Below are 18,629 nucleotides of genomic sequence, written 5' to 3'. Positions count from 1 at the left end.
CCACCGAATCGCCCGACACCGCAAGCCGATGCGCCAGCGAATGACTCCAGCCAAACCCCAACCCGACATCCACTTCCACCGCACTGGTGCGATACAACCGTGTCCACTCGAACGGCAAGATTCCATCCAACGTGCCGTCGGTGAGGGTGAGCAATTCCTCCCCGGTAACCATCGACACGGGGCAGCCGTTGGTGACGGTCTTATCCGAAGATGCCGTCGCATCCCCGTTCGGGTTCTTCCCTGAAACGGGCACATCATCGACAGGCTCCTGCCTGACCAACACCGTCTGCTGAGTCTTCCTGCGAACCGCCGGCACCGGGTTCGAAACCACATGCTCCCCAACCTTCAACGGCGCAACCGGTACAGCCTTGATCGCTGTCGCGGGGCCACCGAGCAGCAAAGGCTTCAGCGCCTCGACATGCGCGTCCAACGTCGGCCCCACCAACTGATCAGCCAGCCTCTCCAGCCACTTGTGCGCTCGTCCGGATTTGATATGTCCCAGCACCTGAGCGCCCAGGCGAATCTGCACGCCCATGCCACGGGTCGCCCAGATCAGGAATAGATTGATCAGTACCTCACCGGTGATCTCGCCCAGCACTTCATACATCTCGGGCGGCGGTAGCAGGCGTAGCCAACTGACCATGGCCGACAGGTAGATAAACAGCAGCGGCTCATCGCTGAGTACCAGCAAACCGCTGGCAATCGTGTCTTTGCCCAGCTTCAGCAATTCATCGAGTTCGGCCTGGGATAGGTAGGCCAACAGCTTTTCGCCGTTGGGCTTGAGGTCCGCCAGCAGGTCATACAGCTGCGTAACGTTGTCCCACAAATTGAAGAGGGCTTTTCCAAGGCCGCTGAAAAACGCTGCTTCCAGTATTCGGCGCCGATCGAGGGGCTTGGCTTCGGCATAGTCTTTCCACTGATCCTGGAAAGTGCGGGTCCACTCTTCACGCAGGCGCGCCTCCAACCCCACGATCACCGACTGATAAGACCCATACAGCGCCTTGACGTGATCCCTGGAAACGTTGGGATAGAAGGTGATCCGGTACGGCTGGTTGCGATCACACTCGGTGATTTCGAGGAGGCCGCTGGGGCCGATGGTCTTGTGGATCGGCTCGCCCAAGGGGCCGCCATTGGGATCGACGCGCTGCAGCATCACCGGCGTGTCGCCGATGGGCACGAAGCGCGTGCTTTGGAACATATGCACCAGCGTCAGGGTGCCATTGGCCGGGCACGTGGCGACGGTGCTGCTGGGGATGATTGAGCGATTGATCGGTGCGACCAGCGCCACCTCATCGCCGACCTTGAAGACCTGCTCGACCTCCAGCGCCGAGAAGCGCCAGAAGCTTTGCGCCCAGTCATCGAATGTATTCAGGCATTCGCGAAAGTCACGGAAGACGCTTTCAACGTCGACCGTCTTCACATCCATCGGGGCCAGGGCCAGCCTGCCAATGGCCGGGTTCAAGAGGCAGCCCCTTCAACCAGGGCTTTAACGAAAACCACCATCTGCAATCCCTCGCACTGTGTATTCAGGCGAGGGACTTTGCAGCGGTTTTCAGGCTGGGGCTGTAGAGCTTATCTTGCCGTTACGTGGGAGCTTTCAGCGGCTATCGTCCCTTTTGGGCGACGTATCAAAAAGCCTTCAGCGCTGCGCGAACGCCAGGTTCAACCCCAGCCCTGCAAACGCCGCCGCAAAACTGCGGCGCAGCCAGTTCTGCACCCGTGGCGACTCGATTACCGCGCGGCGAAACCCGTTGGCCAGCAGGCCGTAGATCACAAACACCGCAAATGTCATTGCCATGAACACCGCGCTCAGCACCAGCATTTGCACGGCGGCTGCCGTGCTGCCGGGCGTGACGAACTGTGGCAGGAAGGCCAGGAAGAAAATGGTCAGTTTGGGGTTGAGAATATTCAGCAGGAAACCGCGCAGCATCAAACTGCACGCGGTGGCGACTGCCGGTGCGTCATTCATGGCGAAGGCCGAGCGATCACGCCAGGTGGCGTACGCCAGATACAGCAGATAGGCGACGCCAGCGTATTTCAGGACTTCGAAGGCCAGCGCGCTGGTATGCAGCAGTGCGGAAAGGCCGAGCACGGATGCCAGCAAGTGCGGGAGGATACCGGCCGTACAACCCAGCGCGGCGAACACACTGGCGCGCTTGCCAGCGGTGAGGCCTGTGGACACGGTAAAGATCACGCCGGTGCCGGGGATCAGTACGACAATCAGGCAGGTGATGAGGAAGTTCAGGCTGAGCATGGCATTCAAACTCCGTGTACGAATGAGGAATGACAGATCCTGTCACGTTCGGCCCCGGCTGGCGAGAAGGTGAGTTGGCGAACCCGCGTTAGACTTACTGGTCCATATCCGCAACGCCTGGCCCATCGTCCTCAAGGAAGCCCCATGTCCCCACGCTGCCTGATCCTCTGCCTCACCTCATTGGTGGTGCTGGCCGGCTGTTCCACGTCACGCGGCCCGCAGCAACCAGCGCGCAGCGAGGCCGAGGTGAAGGCCGAGATCGTGCGTTTGCTCCCGGCGAAGGTTCCAGACCGCAACGGCTGGGCCCAGGACATCTACACTGCCTTTGACACTCAAAAGATCTACCCCAGTACCGAGAATATCTGTGCCGTATTGGCGGTGACCGAGCAGGAGTCCACCTATCAGGTCGACCCGCCCGTACCCAATATGGGCAAGATCGCCCAGGATGAAATCCTGCGCCGTGCCGCCAAGGTGCATGTGCCCGCTTTTGTGGTGCGCAGCGCCCTGCAGCTGCGCTCGCCCACCGGCCAGTCCTATGCCGACCGCTTGAATGCCGCCCGCACGGAGAAGGACCTGAGTGGCATCTTCGATGACTTCATCAGCGTGGTGCCCCTGGGCAACACCCTGTTTGGCGGTTTCAATCCGGTGCACACCGCCGGTCCCATGCAGGTCAGTATCGACTTCGCCCAGAAGCAGGCGCGGGGTTATCCCTACACGGTGGATGGCACGATTCGTCGGGAAGTCTTCACCCGGCGCGGCGGCATGTACTTCGGTATCGCCCATCTGCTCGGTTACCCGGTGAGCTATGACCAGCCGCTGTACCGCTTTGCCGACTTCAATGCGGGTTGGTACGCCAGCCGTAATGCGGCGTTCCAGGCGGCTGTCAGCCGCGCGTCGGGCACTGAGTTGGCGCTGGACGGGGATTTGATTCGCTACGGCTCATTGCTGCCCGGCACCACCGAACTGGCGGTGCGCTCATTGGGCGCGAAGCTGGACATGCGCAATCCCAGCATTCGCAGCCAGCTGGAACAGGGCGAACAGTTGGATTTTGAAGACACCACCCTCTACAAACGCGTGTTTGCCCTGGCCGACCAGGCTGCCGGCAAGCCGATGCCCCGTGCGATCCTGCCGGGCATCGTGCTCAAAAGCCCGAAGATCACCCGCAACCTGACCACGGCGTGGTTTGCCAAGCGCGTGGATGAGCGGTACCAGCGCTGCATGAAGCGCTGATCAGCTGCGGCGCCGGACAAATTTGCGCCACAGCCACACCCACAACCACACCACCGGAAACGCCAGGATCACGAACGGCAGCACATAGCTGGCGCGTTCCAGGGCGTCTGCGGTGCCGTCCACCAGGTTAGTGCCCAGGTTGCTGAACATCCGGCTGAAGCGTGACGGTTGGTTCGCGCCGTCGGCAGAGCGGAAGTTGAGGGTGACGCGGTTGGTATCCAGGCGACGTTGCTGGCCGGCGGCAACCTGGGCGAGTTCCTGCAGTTCGTTTTCAATGCCCGCCTGCTCCTTGCTCAAGGCAATCAGGTCGCTGACGCTGATGTCCTTGCGCTTGGCCAGTTCATCGAGGCGCTGTTGCTGGGCTTGCAGGCGATCCTGGCGGCGACGTATATCGGCGACCGCGTCGGCCAGGTCTTCGGCGGTGGTGATGCGCTGGCCGAGTTTGCCGCCCTCAGCGGCCAGGGTGACCATCGGTTCGACGCCGCTAGGTGCGATCCGCAGGATGATCTCGCCGCCGTTGCTGTCTTCGGTGATGCCAAGGATATTGCACGCGCCAAACCGCGCCGATTCACAGGCCTCACGGGTGGCCTGCATGCGCGGCGCGAGCAGGGCGCCGGGCAGGGCCAGGGTCAGTTCGTGCTCATAGGCCAGTTGCGCACCGGCCCGGCCTTGTTCGCCATTGATCACCGTGGCGCGGGAGTGGTCCTTGGGTGAACAGCCGACCAGGGCCAGGCCGGCCAGCAGGATCAACAGGGGCGCGCGAAGCGATTGAAGGGGGCCGTCCGGATGGCGCATTGCAGTTCCTTGAGGTGTGCGGGGGACATTGGCGGCGATTAAAGCGGGTCCGGCGAATTAACGCAAAGTATCGTGCAGGATTTGCAAGGCTGATGGTGATGGCTGCCGTTGGGCGTGTGGCGTACACCTCAAATTCGACCCCAAGGAAGACTCGTCATGATTGCCCACGCCGTGCCCGAAGGTTTTGTCCCGCTGCCGCGCAGCAGCCCGTTGCTGGATTTGCTTGGCCCGGCGTACTGCCGAGGTGACGGCCTGCAACTGGAAATCGGCCTGCGCGCCGACAATCGCCATGCCAATGGGCGTGGAACGGTGCACGGCGGGGTGCTGGCGACCCTGGCGGATGTCGGTATGGGCTATGCCATGGCGTTTTCCAGTGAGCCGCCGTTGCCGTTGATTACGGCGAGCATGACCGTGGATTACCTGGGGGCGGTGCAGGTGGGGGAGTGGATTACCGTGCGTTTGGAACATCACAAGCGAGGGCGGCAAATGGCGTTTGCCACGGTGAGCCTGCAGGTGGGAGAGAAGGTGGTGGCGCGGGCGAATGCGGTGTTTGCCGTGCCTCTCGCTGACAGGCAATAAAGATCTTATAGGGGAGGGACTGTGTTTGTTCAGGGAAACCGCATAAAGAAAAGGCCTGGCTTTTCGTGGAGCCGGGCCTTTTCCGTGTTGCTCGTTTATCAGCTGCGTTCGAGGGCCAGGGCTACGCCCTGGCCGCCACCGATGCACAGGGTCGCCAGACCTTTCCTGGCATCGCGCCTGATCATTTCGTGCAGCAGGGTGACCAGCACGCGGCAGCCTGAAGCGCCGATGGGGTGGCCGATGGCGATGGCGCCGCCGTTGACGTTGACCTTGTCCGCATCCCACTCCAGCTCTTTGCCTACCGCCAGGGATTGCGCGGCAAAGGCTTCGTTGGCTTCGATCAGGTCCAGGTCGGCCAGGCTCCAACCGGCTTTGTCCAGGCAGCGGCGGGTGGCCGAGACCGGGCCGATGCCCATGATTGCCGGGTCGACACCCGCGTTGGCGTAACTGGCGATACGGGCCAATACCGGCAAGCCGAGGGCCTTGGCCTTGTCGGCACTCATCAGCAGCACCGCAGCAGCGCCGTCATTCAGGCTGGAAGCATTACCGGCGGTGACGCTGCCGTCTTTCTTGAACGCCGGCTTGAGCTTGGCCAGGGATTCGGCGGTGGTGCCGGCACGGGGCTGCTCATCGACGGCGAAGGCAATCGGGTCGCCCTTGCGCTGGGGGATCAGGATCGGCGTGATCTCATCGACAAAACGCCCGGCCTCGATGGCGGCGGTGGCTTTCTGCTGGGAGGCGGCGGCGAAAGCATCCTGGGCTTCACGGCTGATGCCGTATTTGTCCACGAGGTTCTCGGCGGTGATGCCCATGTGATAGTCGTTGAACGCATCCCAGAGGCCGTCGGTGATCATGCTGTCGATCATCTTGGCGTGGCCCATGCGCAAGCCCGTGCGCGCAGCAGGCAGTACATAGGGTGCCAGGCTCATGTTCTCCATGCCGCCGGCGATGATGACCTCGGCGTCACCGCAACGGATGGCCTGGGCGCCCAGGTGCAGGGCTTTCAGGCCCGAGCCGCAGACCTTGTTCAGGGTCAGGCTCGGCACGGCGTGGGGCAGGCCGGCGAGGATCGAGGCCTGGCGCGCGGGGTTCTGGCCGGAACCCGCGGTGAGTACCTGGCCGAGGATGACTTCATCCACTTCGGCCGGGTCCAGGCCGGTCTGCTCCAGCAGGCGACGGATCACGGCGGCGCCCAGTTCCGGTGCCGGAATGCTTGCCAGCGAACCTTGAAAGCTGCCCACGGCGGTGCGGGTGGCAGCAACAATCACGACGTCTTGCATGGAATCTGTCCTCACTGGAAGTGCATTTCTGGAACGTGGTCCGGGACGATCAGTTTACCGGCGGTCTTGCTCACAATCTCTTCAACGCTGACGCCAGGTGCGCGTTCCTTGAGGACAAAAGCGCCATTTTCGATTTCCAGGTACGCAAGGTCCGTCAGTACGCGCTTGATGCAGTTGGCGCCGGTCAGCGGCAGGCTGCATTGGCTGAGCAACTTGGACTCACCGTCCTTGGAGGCGTGGGTCATGATCACGATGATGTTTTCCGCACCGGCCACCAGGTCCATGGCGCCGCCCATGCCCTTGACCAGTTTGCCGGGGATCATCCACGAGGCGATGTTGCCGTGTACGTCCACTTCAAAGGCGCCGAGCACGGTGAGGTCGACGTGGCCGCCGCGAATCATCGCGAAGGATTCGGCGGAGGAGAAGATCGAGGCGCCGATGCGCGCCGTCACGGTCTGTTTGCCGGCGTTGATCATGTCGGCATCGATGGTGTCTTCGGTAGGAAACGGGCCCATGCCGAGCAGGCCGTTTTCCGACTGCAGCATGACTTCCATGCCTTCGGGGATGTAGTTGGCCACCAGGGTCGGAATGCCGATGCCCAGGTTGACGTAGAAACCGTCCTGCATTTCGCGGGCGACGCGTTGAGCCATTTGTTCGCGGGTAAGAGCCATTTTTATGAGTCCTTATTGTTCGGGCTGGAGGCGGATTATTTGCGCACGGTGCGCTGTTCGATGCGCTTCTCGAACGTGCCGCAGATGATCCGGTCGACGTAGATGCCAGGGGTGTGGATCTGCGCCGGGTCCAGCTCGCCCGGTTCGACGATTTCCTCGACTTCGACCACGGTGATCTTGCCAGCGGTGGCGGCCAGCGGGTTGAAGTTCTGGGCGGTGTGGCGATAGATGACGTTGCCGAAGTGGTCGGCTTTCCAGCCTTTGACGATGGCGAAGTCGCCGGTGATGGATTCTTCCATCAGGTACGGGCGACCGTTGAATTCGCGGGTTTCCTTGCCTTCGGCCACCGGAGTACCGACGCCGGTGGCGGTGAAGAAGGCGGGGATACCGGCGCCGCCTGCGCGCATTTTTTCCGCCAGGGTGCCTTGGGGGGTGAGGACCACTTCGATTTCGCCGCTGAGCAACTGCTTCTCGAACAGGGCGTTCTCACCGACGTAGGAAGCGATCACCTTGCTGATCTGCTTTTCTTCCAGCAGCACGCCCAGGCCAAAGCCGTCGACGCCGCAGTTATTGGAAACCACGGTGAGGTCACGGGTGCCTTTGCGCTTGATCTCATTGATGAGGTTTTCCGGAATGCCGCACAGGCCGAAACCACCGGAGAGCACGGTCATGCCGTCTTCCAGGCCTGCCAGTGCTTCCTCGTAGGACGCCACGCGTTTATCGAAACCTGCCATATGCACCTCTTTTATTGTTTGTGGGCCAGCCAATGAATCGAGTGTTGCGCTGACAGATTGATTTGTTAAGTTGTTTTTTAAGGTTGATTGATTTAGAAAACAGCATAGTCAACCCGCCGCCCGGAGTAGCGTCATGACCGTTAAACAGATGCGTGCCTTTCTGGCCGTGGCCCAAAGCCTGAGTTTTGCCGCCGCCTGCGAGCGCCTGCACCTCTCTCAATCGGCGTTGAGCCTGACCATCAAGGGCTTGGAGGAAGGGCTGGGTGGGCGCTTGTTCAGCCGCAATACGCGCAACGTGGCCCTCACGCCCGAGGGCGAATCCCTGCTGCCTCTGGCCCGTCGGCTGATGGCCGATTGGGACAATGCCGAAGACGAACTGCGTCAGCTGTTCACCCTGCAACGCGGGCGGGTGACCGTGGCGGCGATGCCGTCGTTTGCCGGCAACCTGCTACCGCCGATCCTGAAGATATTCCGCGCCCGTTACCCTCAGGTGAACGTGACGGTGCATGACTTGATCAACGAGCAAGTGCTGGAGATGGTTCGCGACCGCCATGTGGAACTGGGCGTCGCGTTTGAACCCTCGGAAGGCTCGTCGCTGGCCTTTACGCCGTTGTACCTGGACCGCTTCATTGCGGTGGTGCCCGGTGATTCACTGCTGGCACAGTGTGCCGAGGTCGACTGGAAAACCTTGCTGGAGCACCCGTTCATCACGTTGCAGCGGCCTTCCACGGTGCGGGTGATGCTGGAGGAGCACCTGGGGGCCTTGAAGATGAAGCTGCCGGTGGCCTTGGAAAGCCATCAATTGGCAACCGTGGGCAAGATGGTCGCCAGCGGCCTGGGTGTCAGCGCCGTACCGGCCTTGTGTGCGCAGCAGATGCAGGAGGCGGGGGCGCATTGCATCACCTTGACCGGTCCGGTGATCGAGCGGCCGATTGGCGTGCTGACCAAGCCTGGGCATGAACTGTCGGCGGCGGCGCAGGTGTTGTTTGATATTTTTCGCGATGAGGCGGGGAAGGGCAGGTTTCCGGCGGTGTTATAAAACAGCTATTAAAAAGCCCGCTCGAATAAACCAGCGGGCTTAAATTTAAAGTGGCACTGTTATCAGCAGTATCTATCAATCACTTTAACGTGCGATTGGCCTTTGAGGTTCTGCCATTCGGTATTAAGTGTGTGGAATACTTGCTCGATAAAGTTGCGATCGGCCGCGGCCTTCTTGCCGACATAACCCTGGCCACGGCGGTACATCTTCAGGCGCGCCGCCAGTTCACGGTTATTGCGGTCGAACTCGGCTTCTTCGGTGTGGGGCGCCAGGCAGTCGATTTGCACTTCGCCCGATTTGCCAATCCACAGGATATGGTCGTCGAGTGTGTCTTTCTGCGCTGCGAACATCTCAGCCAATTCATCGATAGTTGGTTGGTTGTTCAGATTCATGTGTAAGCCCCTTGACCAGTTGGCGATCTATCAGTTGATTCCGTTAAAACTGCTTAGTTGTCTCCGGCTTGGAAAACCGGGCGTCAGTGACGGTCTGCCGAATACGGGCAGGGTCTTGAACCTGATGCATGTAGTCTTGCTGATGAACTGCTACGCAATGGTTTCATAACGAAGACAAGCCGCATTTGAGCGCCTTGTACCGATCCTTTCGGGTCGGTCAGCTTCATCAATCTGCCTTGTGGGCAGTGCACATCCGGAAAAAACAGCTCGGCGGTCAGACGAGCTTGTTCAAAACGCTTGCTACCAACGCTCCCGATCCGGGAGACGTCTAGATCATGCAAGGACAAAAAGGTTACGTCAACGGTTATGTAGTGATTATTTTTGATCACTACATAATTCGTCGTGGCTATGGGGAGATACGGCAAATGCGTGACTCGAGCGTCATTTTTTGCGCTGGACGGTCGCTATGGCTGAGGAGGGGTTGACTGCAGGCGGTCTGCCAACAAGGGCAGAAGCTGTTCGCACGAGGTTTCGATCTTTACCTGCAACAACTCATCACCCCGGGTCTTGCCCAGGTTGATGGCGATCACCGGTTTGCCCTGTTCGACCATTGCCTTGCACAGGCGAAATGCGGAGTAAGCCATCAGCGATGAACCTACCACCAGCAGCCCCTCGGCATGCGCTACCGCCGCCATCGCCCTGGCTGCCGTCGCCGGTGCGACGTTCTCGCCAAAAAACACCACGTCCGGTTTCAGTCGCTCACCCTGGCAATGGGGGCAGCGGGGGACCTGGAAGCGCTCTTCAAACGCGGGATCAAGCAGGGTGTCACCATCAGGCGCCTGTACCGCATGGACTTGCGCCAGGTACGGGTTATCGATTTCCATCTGGCGCTGGATCAGGTCGCGCGTGCTGTGCAACTGGCAATCCAGGCACAGCACCCGGTGCAGGCTGCCGTGCAATTCAATCACGTCATGGCTACCGGCCTGGTCATGCAAGGTGTCGACGTTTTGCGTGATCAGGCCGCTGATGTGCTGGCGTTGTTGCAAGGTCGCCAGTGCACGGTGAGCGTTGTTCGGCTGGGCGATACGTACCCTCGGCCACCCCAGCATCGCCCGTGCCCAATAGCGCCGCCGCGCCTGGGCAGTGGCGAGGAACTCCTGGTACATCATCGGCGCCTTGCCCCGGCGCACGCCTTCGCTGTCGCGGTAGTCGGGGATTCCCGACGACGTGCTGATGCCCGCACCGGTCAATACCAGGAAGCGCCGTTCGGCCATGGCGCGGTGCAGGGTGTCGAGGTGGTCCTGTTGATGTTCCAGGGTATCGAGCATGGGGTCCCCTATTCGCCGCGGATGTACTGCTCCAACTGCTTGATCAGGTCTGCCTGTTCGGCGATGGCTTCCTTGACCAGGTCACCGATGGAGAGCAGGCCCAGCAGTTTGCCGTCTTCGACCACCGGCAGGTGGCGCAGGTGACTGTCGGTCATGATGTTCATGCACGCTTCGACACTTTTATGGGTATCGACGGTTATCACCGGCGAGCTCATGACCTCATGGACCTTTGTAGTGACTGACGATAGGCCCTTGAGCATTATTTTGCGTGCGTAATCGCGTTCGCTGATGATCCCCACCACCGTGCCTTCCTTGACCACCGGCAAGGCGCCGACGTTTTTCTCCGACATCCGCACCAGCGCCTCAAACACAGTGTGGTCCCATTGGATGGTGTGGACGTCCTGGTTTTTCTGGTCCTTGGCTTTGAGCAATTGTGCGACGGTTTTCATGGCGGCCACTCCGGTGTTGTTGTTATCCCCTACAGAATCCTAGACGGCACTCGCCGGGGCAAGGTCCAATGCGGCGTTAAACCCGTCGAAAAACGTCATTCGCCGGTTTTTTTCGCCTTTCACCCGGTTTTTTTCGGTTTCCTGGCGCGCTCTGGGCCAGTGGCGGTCTTGCGAGGGGCCGCCTTGCGCTTCTTTTTCCACGGCGCAGCACCTCGGCCCGGCGGGCTGGCCGGCCCGCTGATGGTCATGCGCATGCCGTTGCAACGGGCTACTTGCTTGCTCATCCACGCCGCCTGCTTGGCGACGAATTCTTCCAGGCTCATCTCGCCGCTTTGCACCATGTCCAGCGCCTGCTCCCAGATCGCGGTGGTGCCGGGGTCGGCAATGGCGCGGGGTACCGCGTCGATCAGGCTGAAGGCTGCCGGGGTGGCCGACAGCGCCTTGCCGTTCTTCACCAGGTAACCCCGGTCGAGCAACCCCTGGATAATCCCCGCGCGAGTGGCTTCGGTGCCGATGCCGGTGGTGTCCTTGAGCTTTTGCTTGAGCAGCGGGTCTTCCACCAGCTTGGCGACGTTTTTCATCGCCTTGATCAGGTCACCTTCGGTAAAGGGCTTGGGTGGTTGGGTCCACAGGTCCTTGAGGTTGACCTTGGCTACCGCGTAATCCTGACCCTGCACCAGTGTCGGCAAGGCCTGGGGGGTCGGTGCTTCACGGCCCTTTGCCGGTGCCAGGGCTTCGGGCAAGGCACGTTTCCAGCCCGGTTCGATCACCACTTTGCCCACCGCACGCAACGCCTGGCCCGCACAGTCGAAATCCGCCTGGGTGCGATCGTATTCATGGTTGGGCAGGAACTGCGCCAGGTAGCGCGCGCGAATCAAGGTGTAGACCGCACGGTGCTTGCCGGTGAGTTGGCCGACGTCCTTGCCGGCGCCGGTGGGAATGATGCCGTGGTGCGCACTGACCTTGGCATCGTTCCACGCCCGTGAGCGGCGCTGGGGATCGATATGCGGCATCAGCTCATTGACTGCTGCATCCGCACGGCCCAATGCGGCGAGAATCTTCGGCGCCTCGCTGTGCTGGCTCAATGGTAGGTAACCACAGTCACTGCGGGGGTAGGTGATGACCTTGTGGGTTTCGTAGAGGGATTGGGCGATATCCAGGGTTTCCTGGGCACCGAGGCCGAGCTTCTTCGAGCAGATTTCCTGCAGGGTGCCGAGGTCGAAGGGCAGGGGGGCCACCTCGCGCATGCGTTCGGTGCGCAGCTTGATCAGGCGTGCGCTGGCGGCGTTGCTCATGGCGTCGGCAGCGTCCCGGGCCAACTGCGGGTCAAGGCAGCGGCCCTGGTCGTCACAGGCATCCTCGGTCGCGCGCCATTGTGCGGTAAACGTGATGGATTGGTGGCGCAGGTCCACATCAATGGCCCAGTACGCCACGGGCACGAAGTCGGCGATGCTGCGGTCGCGGTCCACCACCAGGCGCAAGGTCGGTGTTTGCACCCGGCCCACCGGCAGCACGCCCTGATAGCCGGATTGACGCCCCAGCAGGGTAAACAGGCGACTCATGTTCATGCCGATCAGCCAGTCGGCGCGGGAGCGGCCCAGGGCCGAGTGGTACAGGCTGAAGGTTTCGGCGCCGGGCTTGAGCGCCGCCAGGGCCTTGCGGATGGAGGCATCGTCCAGTGCCGACAGCCATAACCGCTGGATCGGCCCGCGATAGCGGCAATGCTCGACCAGTTCGCGGGCGATCATCTCGCCTTCACGGTCGGCGTCGGTGGCGATCACCAGTTCCTGGGCTTCCCTCAGCAGGCGCTTGACGGCCTTGAACTGGCTGGCGGTCTTGGGCTTGACCAGCATCTTCCATTTTTCCGGGACGATCGGCAGGTCGGCCAGCACCCAGCGTTTGTATTTGGCGTCGTAGGCGTCGGGCGGGGCGGTTTCCAGCAGGTGGCCGATGCACCAGGTGACGGTGACCCCATTGCCCAACCAGCAACCGTCGCCACGGCGACTGGCGCCGAGCACGGCCGCGATGTCCTTGGCCTGGGAGGGTTTTTCACAGAGGTACAGCCGCATGGTCATCACATCAGATCGGGTTGATGCTTTGCAGGATGCTCAGTCAGAGGAATTTGAGCAACTATTATCTGTATGGATGTACAGCAATTCGTGTAAGCGTTGCGGAAATAAATGTGGGAGGGGGCTTGCTCCCGATAGCGCCATATCAGTCAACGCAACTGTGACTGAACCACCGCTATCGGGAGCAAGCCCCCTCCCACAAGGGATCTCCTGTGTTCAGGCGATCGGTTTAATTGTTGTCGAGATCCACATGCCGCGTTTCTTTAAGGCAAAACAATCCGACAATCAGGCTCACCCCCGTCACCACCACCGGGTACCACAAGCCATAGAAGATATCCCCGGTGTACACCACCAGCGCAAACGACACGGTCGGCAGGAAGCCGCCAAACCAGCCGTTACCGATGTGGTAGGGCAGGGACATCGAGGTGTAGCGGATACGTGTCGGAAACAGCTCCACCATCAGCGCCGCCAGCGGGCCGTAGCACATGGCGGCGATCAGGATCAGCACCACGATCAGCACCACCACCATCACCTTGTTGACCTGGGCCACATCCGCCGAAGTCGGGTAGCCGGCCAGGGCCACTGCACCGCGCAGCGCTGCCTCGTCGAAGCCGTCGATGCGCACTTCACCCACGCTGACCTGCACCGGGCTGCCGGCCGGGGCGGCGGCACTGCTGTACGGCAGGCCTTGTTTGACCAGGAAGGTCTTGACCTTGTCGCACGGGCTGTCAAATTTCGCCTTGCCTACCGGATCGAACTGGAAGGTACAGGTGGCCGGGTCGGCCAGCACGGTGATCGGTGCCTGGCGGCTGGCCTGGTCCATCGCAGGGTTGGTGTAGTGCGCCAGGCCCTTGAAGATCGGGAAGTACAGCGCGGTGGCCAGCAGCAGGCCGAGCATCAGCACCGGCTTGCGCCCGACCTTGTCCGACAGCCAGCCAAAGAAGACGAAGAACGGCGCGCCAATCACCACGCTGATGATCAGCAGCATATTGGCCAGGGCCGGGTCCATCTTCAGGAACTGCGTGAGGAAAAACAGCACATAGAACTGCGACGCGTAGAACGTTACCGCTTGCCCACCGTTGATGCTGAACAGCGCGATCAGCACCACCTTGAGGTTTTCCCATTTACCGAAGGACTCACGGATCGGCGCCTTGCTGGCCTTGCCTTCCTCTTTCATTTTCAGGAATGCCGGCGACTCGTGCAGGCTCATGCGGATCCAGGTGGAAATACCCAGCAGCACAATGGAAAACAGGAACGGGATACGCCAGCCCCACACTTCGAACTGATCGCCGGTGAAGTACCGGCATGCCAGCACCACCAGCAACGACAGCAGCAAACCGAGGGTCGCGGTGGATTGAATCCAGCTGGTGTTGAGGCCGCGTTTGCCGGCTGGCGCATGCTCGGCCACATAGGTGGCCGCACCGCCGTACTCGCCGCCCAATGCCAGGCCTTGCAGCATGCGCAGCACGATCAGGATGATCGGCGCCGCGATGCCGATGCTGGCGTAGGTTGGCAGCAGGCCGACGCAGAAGGTCGCCACGCCCATCAGGATGATGGTCACCAGGAACGTGTATTTGCGCCCGATCATGTCGCCCAGGCGGCCGAACACCAGCGCGCCGAACGGGCGCACCACAAAGCCGGCCGCAAAGGCCATCAAGGCAAAGATAAACGCCGTGGTGTCGTTGACCCCGGCAAAGAACTGCTTGCTGATCACCGCCGCCAGGGCGCCGTAGAGGAAAAAGTCATACCACTCGAACACCGTCCCCAGGGACGAGGCGAAGATGACTTTTCTTGATTCGTTACCGGTGCTCGCGTTGGTGGCCGAGCCCAGGGTTTGAGCATGTTCTGACATCGGGAAGCCCTCACAGTGATTATTTATTGTTGTTCCACTGTCGGCGCCAGGCTCAGCGCCGCTATTTCTCAGTTCCTTGCAGGAGCGAGCTTGCTCGCGAACGTTGTCAACAATTACGCGGGAAACCCGGAGGGCAGCGGCGCTTTTGTGTTTTTCGCGAGCAAGCTCGCTCCTACAGTGTTCGGCGAAAGGATCAGCTGCGCGGCTTTTTCCGCGATCATCAGCGTCGGTGAACAGGTATTGCCGGAGGTAATGCGCGGCATGACCGAGGCATCGGCGATACGCAGGCCGGGCACACCATGTACGCGCAACTGGGCGTCGACCACCGCGTCTTTATCGCTGCCCATGCGACAGGTGCCGACTGGATGGAAGATCGTCGTGCCGATACGCGCGGCGGCTTCATGCAGTTGCTCTTCGGTTTGCAGTGCGTCGCCGGGCAGGTATTCCACCGGTTTGAATTGGCTCAGGGCCGGTGCGGCGACGATGCGTCGGGTCAGGCGAATGGCGTCGGCGGCCACCCGCAGGTCCTCCGGGTGGCTGAGGTAGTTGGGCCGGATCAGCGGCGCATCCGCCGGGTTGGCCGAGCGGATATCGATGCGGCCACGGCTTTGCGGGCGCAGGTCGCAGACCGAGGCGGTAAACGCCGGGAACCCATGCAGCGGTTCGCCAAAGCGCTCCAGGGACAGCGGCTGTACGTGGTATTCAAGGTTGGCCGAGGCCTGTTCCGGGCCCGAGCGGGCAAACGCGCCGAGCTGGCTGGGCGCCATCGACAGCGGGCCGCTGCGGTCATACAGGTAGCGCAGGCCCATGCCCATCTTGCCCCATACGGTGCCTGCGATCTGGTTCAGGGTGCGGGCGTTTTCCAGCTTATAGATCAGCCGCAGCTGCAGGTGATCCTGCAGGTTGCCGCCGACGCCCGGCAGTTCATGCCGCACATCGATGCCCAGCGGCTTGAGCACGCTGGACGGGCCGATCCCCGAGCGTTGCAGGATGCCCGGCGAGCCCACGGAGCCGGCGCACAGCACGATTTCCTTGCGGGCCTTCCAGCTCACTGGCTGGCCGTTTTGACGCCCGATCACGGCCGAAGCGCGGCCGTTTTCCAGGACCACGCGGTCTACCTCGACCTCGGTCAGCACGGTGAGATTGGGCCGCTGGCGGATCGGCTTGAGAAACGCCTTGGCCGCGTTCCAGCGCACCCCGGCCTTCTGGTTGACCTGAAAGTAGCCGCAGCCTTCGTTATCGCCCTGGTTGAAGTCGCTGATCGTGGCAATGCCGCTTTGCGCCGCAGCATCCCGAAAGGCGTCCAGGATCGGCCAGTGCAGCCGCTGCTGTTCGACTCGCCACTCGCCGCCGTCACTGTGGAATTCCGAGCTGCCGGCAAAATGGTTTTCGCTCTGCTTGAACAGTGGCAGCACGTCTTTCCAGGCCCAGCCGTCGTTGCCTGCCGCCGCCCAGCCATCGTAGTCCTGGGCCTGGCCGCGCATGTAGATCATGCCGTTGATGGATGAGCAGCCGCCGAGCACCTTGCCCCGTGGGTAGCTCAGCGCACGGCCTTGCAGGCCTTCCTGGGCTTCGGTCTTGAAGCACCAGTCGGTGCGCGGGTTACCGATGCAGAACAGGTAGCCGACGGGGATATGGATCCAGGGGTAGTTGTCGCGGCCACCGGCTTCAAGCAGCAGCACGCGGTGGGCGGGGTTGGCGGACAGTCGATTGGCGAGCAGGCAGCCTGCGGGGCCGGCGCCTACTACCACATAATCGTATTGCGCAGCTGCAATGGGCATCTGAGGTCTCGCTTGTTTTTCTTATTGGCTCCATCCTAGTTGTTAGTTTTCGTCTTAAAAATGTTAGTTTTTACCCAGCTGCTGTGCGTTTTTAAACAGCGCTATCCGGGCCATGCAATGGAGGCGACATGTTCGACTGGAATGACCTGCGGTATTTTCTGGAGTTGCAGCGCAGCGGCCGCCTGCTCACCGCCGCGCAGCGCCTGAAAACCACGCACGCCACGGTGGCCCGGCATATCGAAGCCATCGAGAAGAGCCTCGGCACCGCGCTGTTCGTACAGCACGCCCAGGGCTACGAACTGACCCCCGCCGGCGAAGCCCTGCTCAAACACGCCGAAGCCATGGAAAACGTCGCGCTGCTGGCCGAGGACGAATTGACCCACGCCGCTGCACCCCTGGGCAAGATCCGCCTCGGGGTGGCCGAAGGGTTGGGGGTGATGTTCCTCGCCGGCCGCATGGGCGGGCTGTTCGAACGTTATCCCGGCCTGGAAGTGGAACTGCTCGCCGTGCCGCGTTTCGTCAGCATCCTCAACCGCGAGGCGGAAATCAGCATCCACCTCGAACGCCCCAGCGTCGATCAACTGGTCACGCGCAAACTCACCGATTACCGCCTGGCGCTCTATGCCAGCCGCGCCTACCTGGCGCGCACACCACCGATTGAAAAACGCGAAGACCTCGCAGCCCATTCATGGATCGATTACGTCGACGACCTGCTGTTCAGCCAGGAACTGAAATTTCTCAGCAGCTTCTGCCGCAACCCCAAGGTGGTGTTCCATAGCACCAGCGTCATCGCCCAGCACCAGGCCGCCCGCTCCGGTTTGGGGATTGCGGTGTTGCCGTGCTTCATGGCGTCGGGCGACCCGGAGCTGGTGCCGTTGCTGCCGGGGGAGGGGATCCAGCGCAGCTACTGGATCAGCTCGCGCCGGGAGTTGCACAAGTCGGTGCGGTTGCGGGTGTTGTGGGACTACGTGGTGGAATTGTGCGCGCGGGAGCAGCCACTGTTGCTCGGCGAATCCAGCTGAAGAAACCCTCCCGCATTGATCTGTGGTGTTGGTTGAATCGGATTAATCCCTCAATTCGAATTCGGCACTGCCCAATCGCTCTCCATTCACCAGCACATGCACCGCATGCCTGCCGGGATAGTGCTTGCGCGTGGTCAACGCGCGAATATGCTGCTCGCGGCGGATGCTCTGCCGTTCACCCGCGCCCAGCGTAAACGCCTTGAGCTTGAACACCTTGGCCGCGCTGTGCCCGGCGCTTTTGACGTAGTCGATGGCATAGTCCACCACCAGTTTCTGTGCAGTGGCAGCGGTGGATTCCAGGCTGAATGACAGGTTGATCCGCTCGCCCAGGGTGATCACCGCCGGCGTCACGCTCAGGTGATGGAGCTTCACCTCGGCCTTGGCGCCTGCGCCCATGATCGTCAGCGCGCGGGTGTTGCCCTGCTTGATCAGGCTGCGCAGCGCATGGCGGGCGATCCAGGCGGTGTGCGGGTTATCCAGGTTCCAGCCTTCGATCAGGCTGAGCACCCAATCCGGGTGGTCCTTAGTGATGTCGTTGAGGTGGTTGGCCACGGATTTACGTACGTAGAGGCTGCTGTCGGCCTTGAGGTTGTCGAGGATCGGCGCACACAGTTCGGGGTTGGCCTGCACCTTGGCCAGGCGAAACGACCACGGCAGGCGCGGACGCGAGCCTTCGCTGGCGAGGCGGCGTACGTGATCGTTGTCATCCAGCGACCAGGTTTGCATGACCGCCAGGGTGCGTTCGAAGTCGTGGAGCAAGAAGGGTCTTATGGCGAACTCAGCCGAGCCAAAGGGGGTGAAGTATTTGAGCGCGGCCATGGAGCGTTTGAAGTCATCCAGGCCGTAGCTCGCCACGTAGTGCGGCAGGCACAGGCTGACAAACCCGCTGTTCAGGCGCGGGGCCAGGGCGTAGAGCAGCTTGAGGGTCTGGGCATAGTCCAGCGGGATCACCGCGTGCAGGCTTTCGCTGACCCGCGCCATACGCTGCATCACCGATAACTCGGCGAGCCCGGCCTTGGCATGCTTGAGAAACCCCTTGGCGTCGAACGCCGGGTACACCGCTGTCATTTCGTTGGCGATGTGTTGCAGGCGTTCGAGGTTGAAGATTTCCTTGAGGGCCGGGGCACTTTGGTCGGTCATCGGTTATTCCAGGT

General features: G+C 61.6%; 17 protein-coding genes. 4 read left to right on the top strand and 13 right to left on the bottom strand.

What is annotated here, in order from left to right:
* Together BFP99_RS14810 and BFP99_RS14805 are read right to left on the bottom strand one after the other, a co-directional pair.
* A partial coding sequence (locus BFP99_RS14810) for a DUF6531 domain-containing protein (protein ID WP_256098141.1) occupies positions 1 to 1,426 on the bottom strand: 1,426 nt, incomplete at its 3' end.
* Between the two features lie 213 nt (positions 1,427 to 1,639).
* Positions 1,640 to 2,254 (bottom strand): LysE family translocator, encoded by a 615-nt coding sequence (locus tag BFP99_RS14805; protein WP_065947550.1) that lies wholly within the window; start codon positions 2,252 to 2,254, stop codon positions 1,640 to 1,642.
* Between the two features lie 144 nt (positions 2,255 to 2,398).
* Here BFP99_RS14805 and BFP99_RS14800 point away from each other — a divergent pair, with 144 nt between their 5' ends.
* Positions 2,399 to 3,484, top strand: a complete 1,086-nt coding sequence (locus BFP99_RS14800) for a DUF1615 domain-containing protein (protein ID WP_065947549.1) — start codon at positions 2,399 to 2,401, stop codon at positions 3,482 to 3,484.
* On the opposite strand, the gene BFP99_RS14795 is transcribed toward BFP99_RS14800, so the two are convergent.
* Positions 3,485 to 4,279 (bottom strand): DUF4349 domain-containing protein, encoded by a 795-nt coding sequence (locus BFP99_RS14795; RefSeq protein WP_065927818.1) that lies wholly within the window; start codon positions 4,277 to 4,279, stop codon positions 3,485 to 3,487.
* A 156-nt stretch (positions 4,280 to 4,435) separates the two neighbouring features.
* Here BFP99_RS14795 and BFP99_RS14790 point away from each other — a divergent pair, with 156 nt between their 5' ends.
* The gene (locus BFP99_RS14790; RefSeq protein ID WP_065927817.1) at positions 4,436 to 4,858 is read left to right on the top strand and encodes a PaaI family thioesterase; all 423 of its coding nucleotides are present in this window, start codon (positions 4,436 to 4,438) and stop codon (positions 4,856 to 4,858) included.
* Between the two features lie 98 nt (positions 4,859 to 4,956).
* Here the strand turns inward: BFP99_RS14790 and BFP99_RS14785 are convergent, their stop codons facing one another.
* The 3 genes from BFP99_RS14785 to BFP99_RS14775 are packed head-to-tail and all read right to left on the bottom strand — an operon-like array spanning position 4,957 to position 7,543.
* Positions 4,957 to 6,138 carry an acetyl-CoA C-acetyltransferase gene (locus tag BFP99_RS14785; RefSeq protein ID WP_065947548.1) on the bottom strand — a complete coding sequence of 394 codons (1,182 nt, stop codon included), beginning with the start codon at positions 6,136 to 6,138 and terminating at the stop codon, positions 4,957 to 4,959.
* Between the two features lie 11 nt (positions 6,139 to 6,149).
* Complete coding sequence (locus tag BFP99_RS14780; protein ID WP_027603173.1) at positions 6,150 to 6,809, bottom strand: CoA transferase subunit B; 660 nt, start codon at positions 6,807 to 6,809, stop codon at positions 6,150 to 6,152.
* 35 nt (positions 6,810 to 6,844) lie between these two features.
* Complete coding sequence (locus BFP99_RS14775; RefSeq protein ID WP_032886653.1) at positions 6,845 to 7,543, bottom strand: CoA transferase subunit A; 699 nt, start codon at positions 7,541 to 7,543, stop codon at positions 6,845 to 6,847.
* 133 nt (positions 7,544 to 7,676) lie between these two features.
* Between BFP99_RS14775 and BFP99_RS14770 the strand changes: the two genes are divergently transcribed.
* Positions 7,677 to 8,582: a LysR family transcriptional regulator gene (locus tag BFP99_RS14770; protein WP_065927814.1), complete on the top strand. Its 906-nt coding sequence runs from the start codon at positions 7,677 to 7,679 to the stop codon at positions 8,580 to 8,582.
* A gap of 62 nt (positions 8,583 to 8,644) precedes the next feature.
* Here the strand turns inward: BFP99_RS14770 and BFP99_RS14765 are convergent, their stop codons facing one another.
* The 6 genes from BFP99_RS14765 to BFP99_RS14740 form a co-directional block, all read right to left on the bottom strand.
* Complete coding sequence (locus tag BFP99_RS14765; protein ID WP_016977362.1) at positions 8,645 to 8,974, bottom strand: hypothetical protein; 330 nt, start codon at positions 8,972 to 8,974, stop codon at positions 8,645 to 8,647.
* Positions 8,975 to 9,438: 464 nt separating this feature from the next.
* A complete protein-coding gene (locus tag BFP99_RS14760) occupies positions 9,439 to 10,302 on the bottom strand; it encodes an NAD-dependent protein deacetylase (protein ID WP_065927813.1) in 864 nt (287 codons plus the stop codon).
* An 8-nt stretch (positions 10,303 to 10,310) separates the two neighbouring features.
* A complete protein-coding gene (locus BFP99_RS14755; protein WP_027603177.1) occupies positions 10,311 to 10,751 on the bottom strand; it encodes a CBS domain-containing protein in 441 nt (146 codons plus the stop codon).
* Positions 10,752 to 10,870: 119 nt separating this feature from the next.
* Complete coding sequence (locus BFP99_RS14750; protein ID WP_065947552.1) at positions 10,871 to 12,820, bottom strand: DNA topoisomerase III; 1,950 nt, start codon at positions 12,818 to 12,820, stop codon at positions 10,871 to 10,873.
* Positions 12,821 to 13,049: 229 nt separating this feature from the next.
* On the bottom strand, positions 13,050 to 14,672 hold the full coding sequence (locus tag BFP99_RS14745; protein WP_065927812.1) for an MFS transporter: 1,623 nt from the start codon (positions 14,670 to 14,672) through the stop codon (positions 13,050 to 13,052).
* A 113-nt stretch (positions 14,673 to 14,785) separates the two neighbouring features.
* Complete coding sequence (locus tag BFP99_RS14740) at positions 14,786 to 16,453, bottom strand: GMC family oxidoreductase (RefSeq protein WP_065947547.1); 1,668 nt, start codon at positions 16,451 to 16,453, stop codon at positions 14,786 to 14,788.
* A gap of 128 nt (positions 16,454 to 16,581) precedes the next feature.
* On the opposite strand from BFP99_RS14740, the gene BFP99_RS14735 reads away from it, so the two are divergent.
* Positions 16,582 to 17,475, top strand: a complete 894-nt coding sequence (locus BFP99_RS14735) for a LysR family transcriptional regulator (RefSeq protein WP_065947546.1) — start codon at positions 16,582 to 16,584, stop codon at positions 17,473 to 17,475.
* A 42-nt stretch (positions 17,476 to 17,517) separates the two neighbouring features.
* Here BFP99_RS14735 and BFP99_RS14730 read toward each other — a convergent pair whose 3' ends face one another.
* A complete protein-coding gene (locus BFP99_RS14730; RefSeq protein WP_065947545.1) occupies positions 17,518 to 18,615 on the bottom strand; it encodes a DNA alkylation repair protein in 1,098 nt (365 codons plus the stop codon).
* Positions 18,616 to 18,629: the final 14 nt, after the last annotated feature.

The organism is Pseudomonas sp. 1 R 17, from assembly GCF_900067035.1.
Classification (GTDB): Bacteria; Pseudomonadota; Gammaproteobacteria; order Pseudomonadales; family Pseudomonadaceae; genus Aquipseudomonas; species Aquipseudomonas marginalis.
Note: the sequence above shows the minus strand (reverse complement) of the source record. Positions and strands in the feature narration are given on the sequence as shown.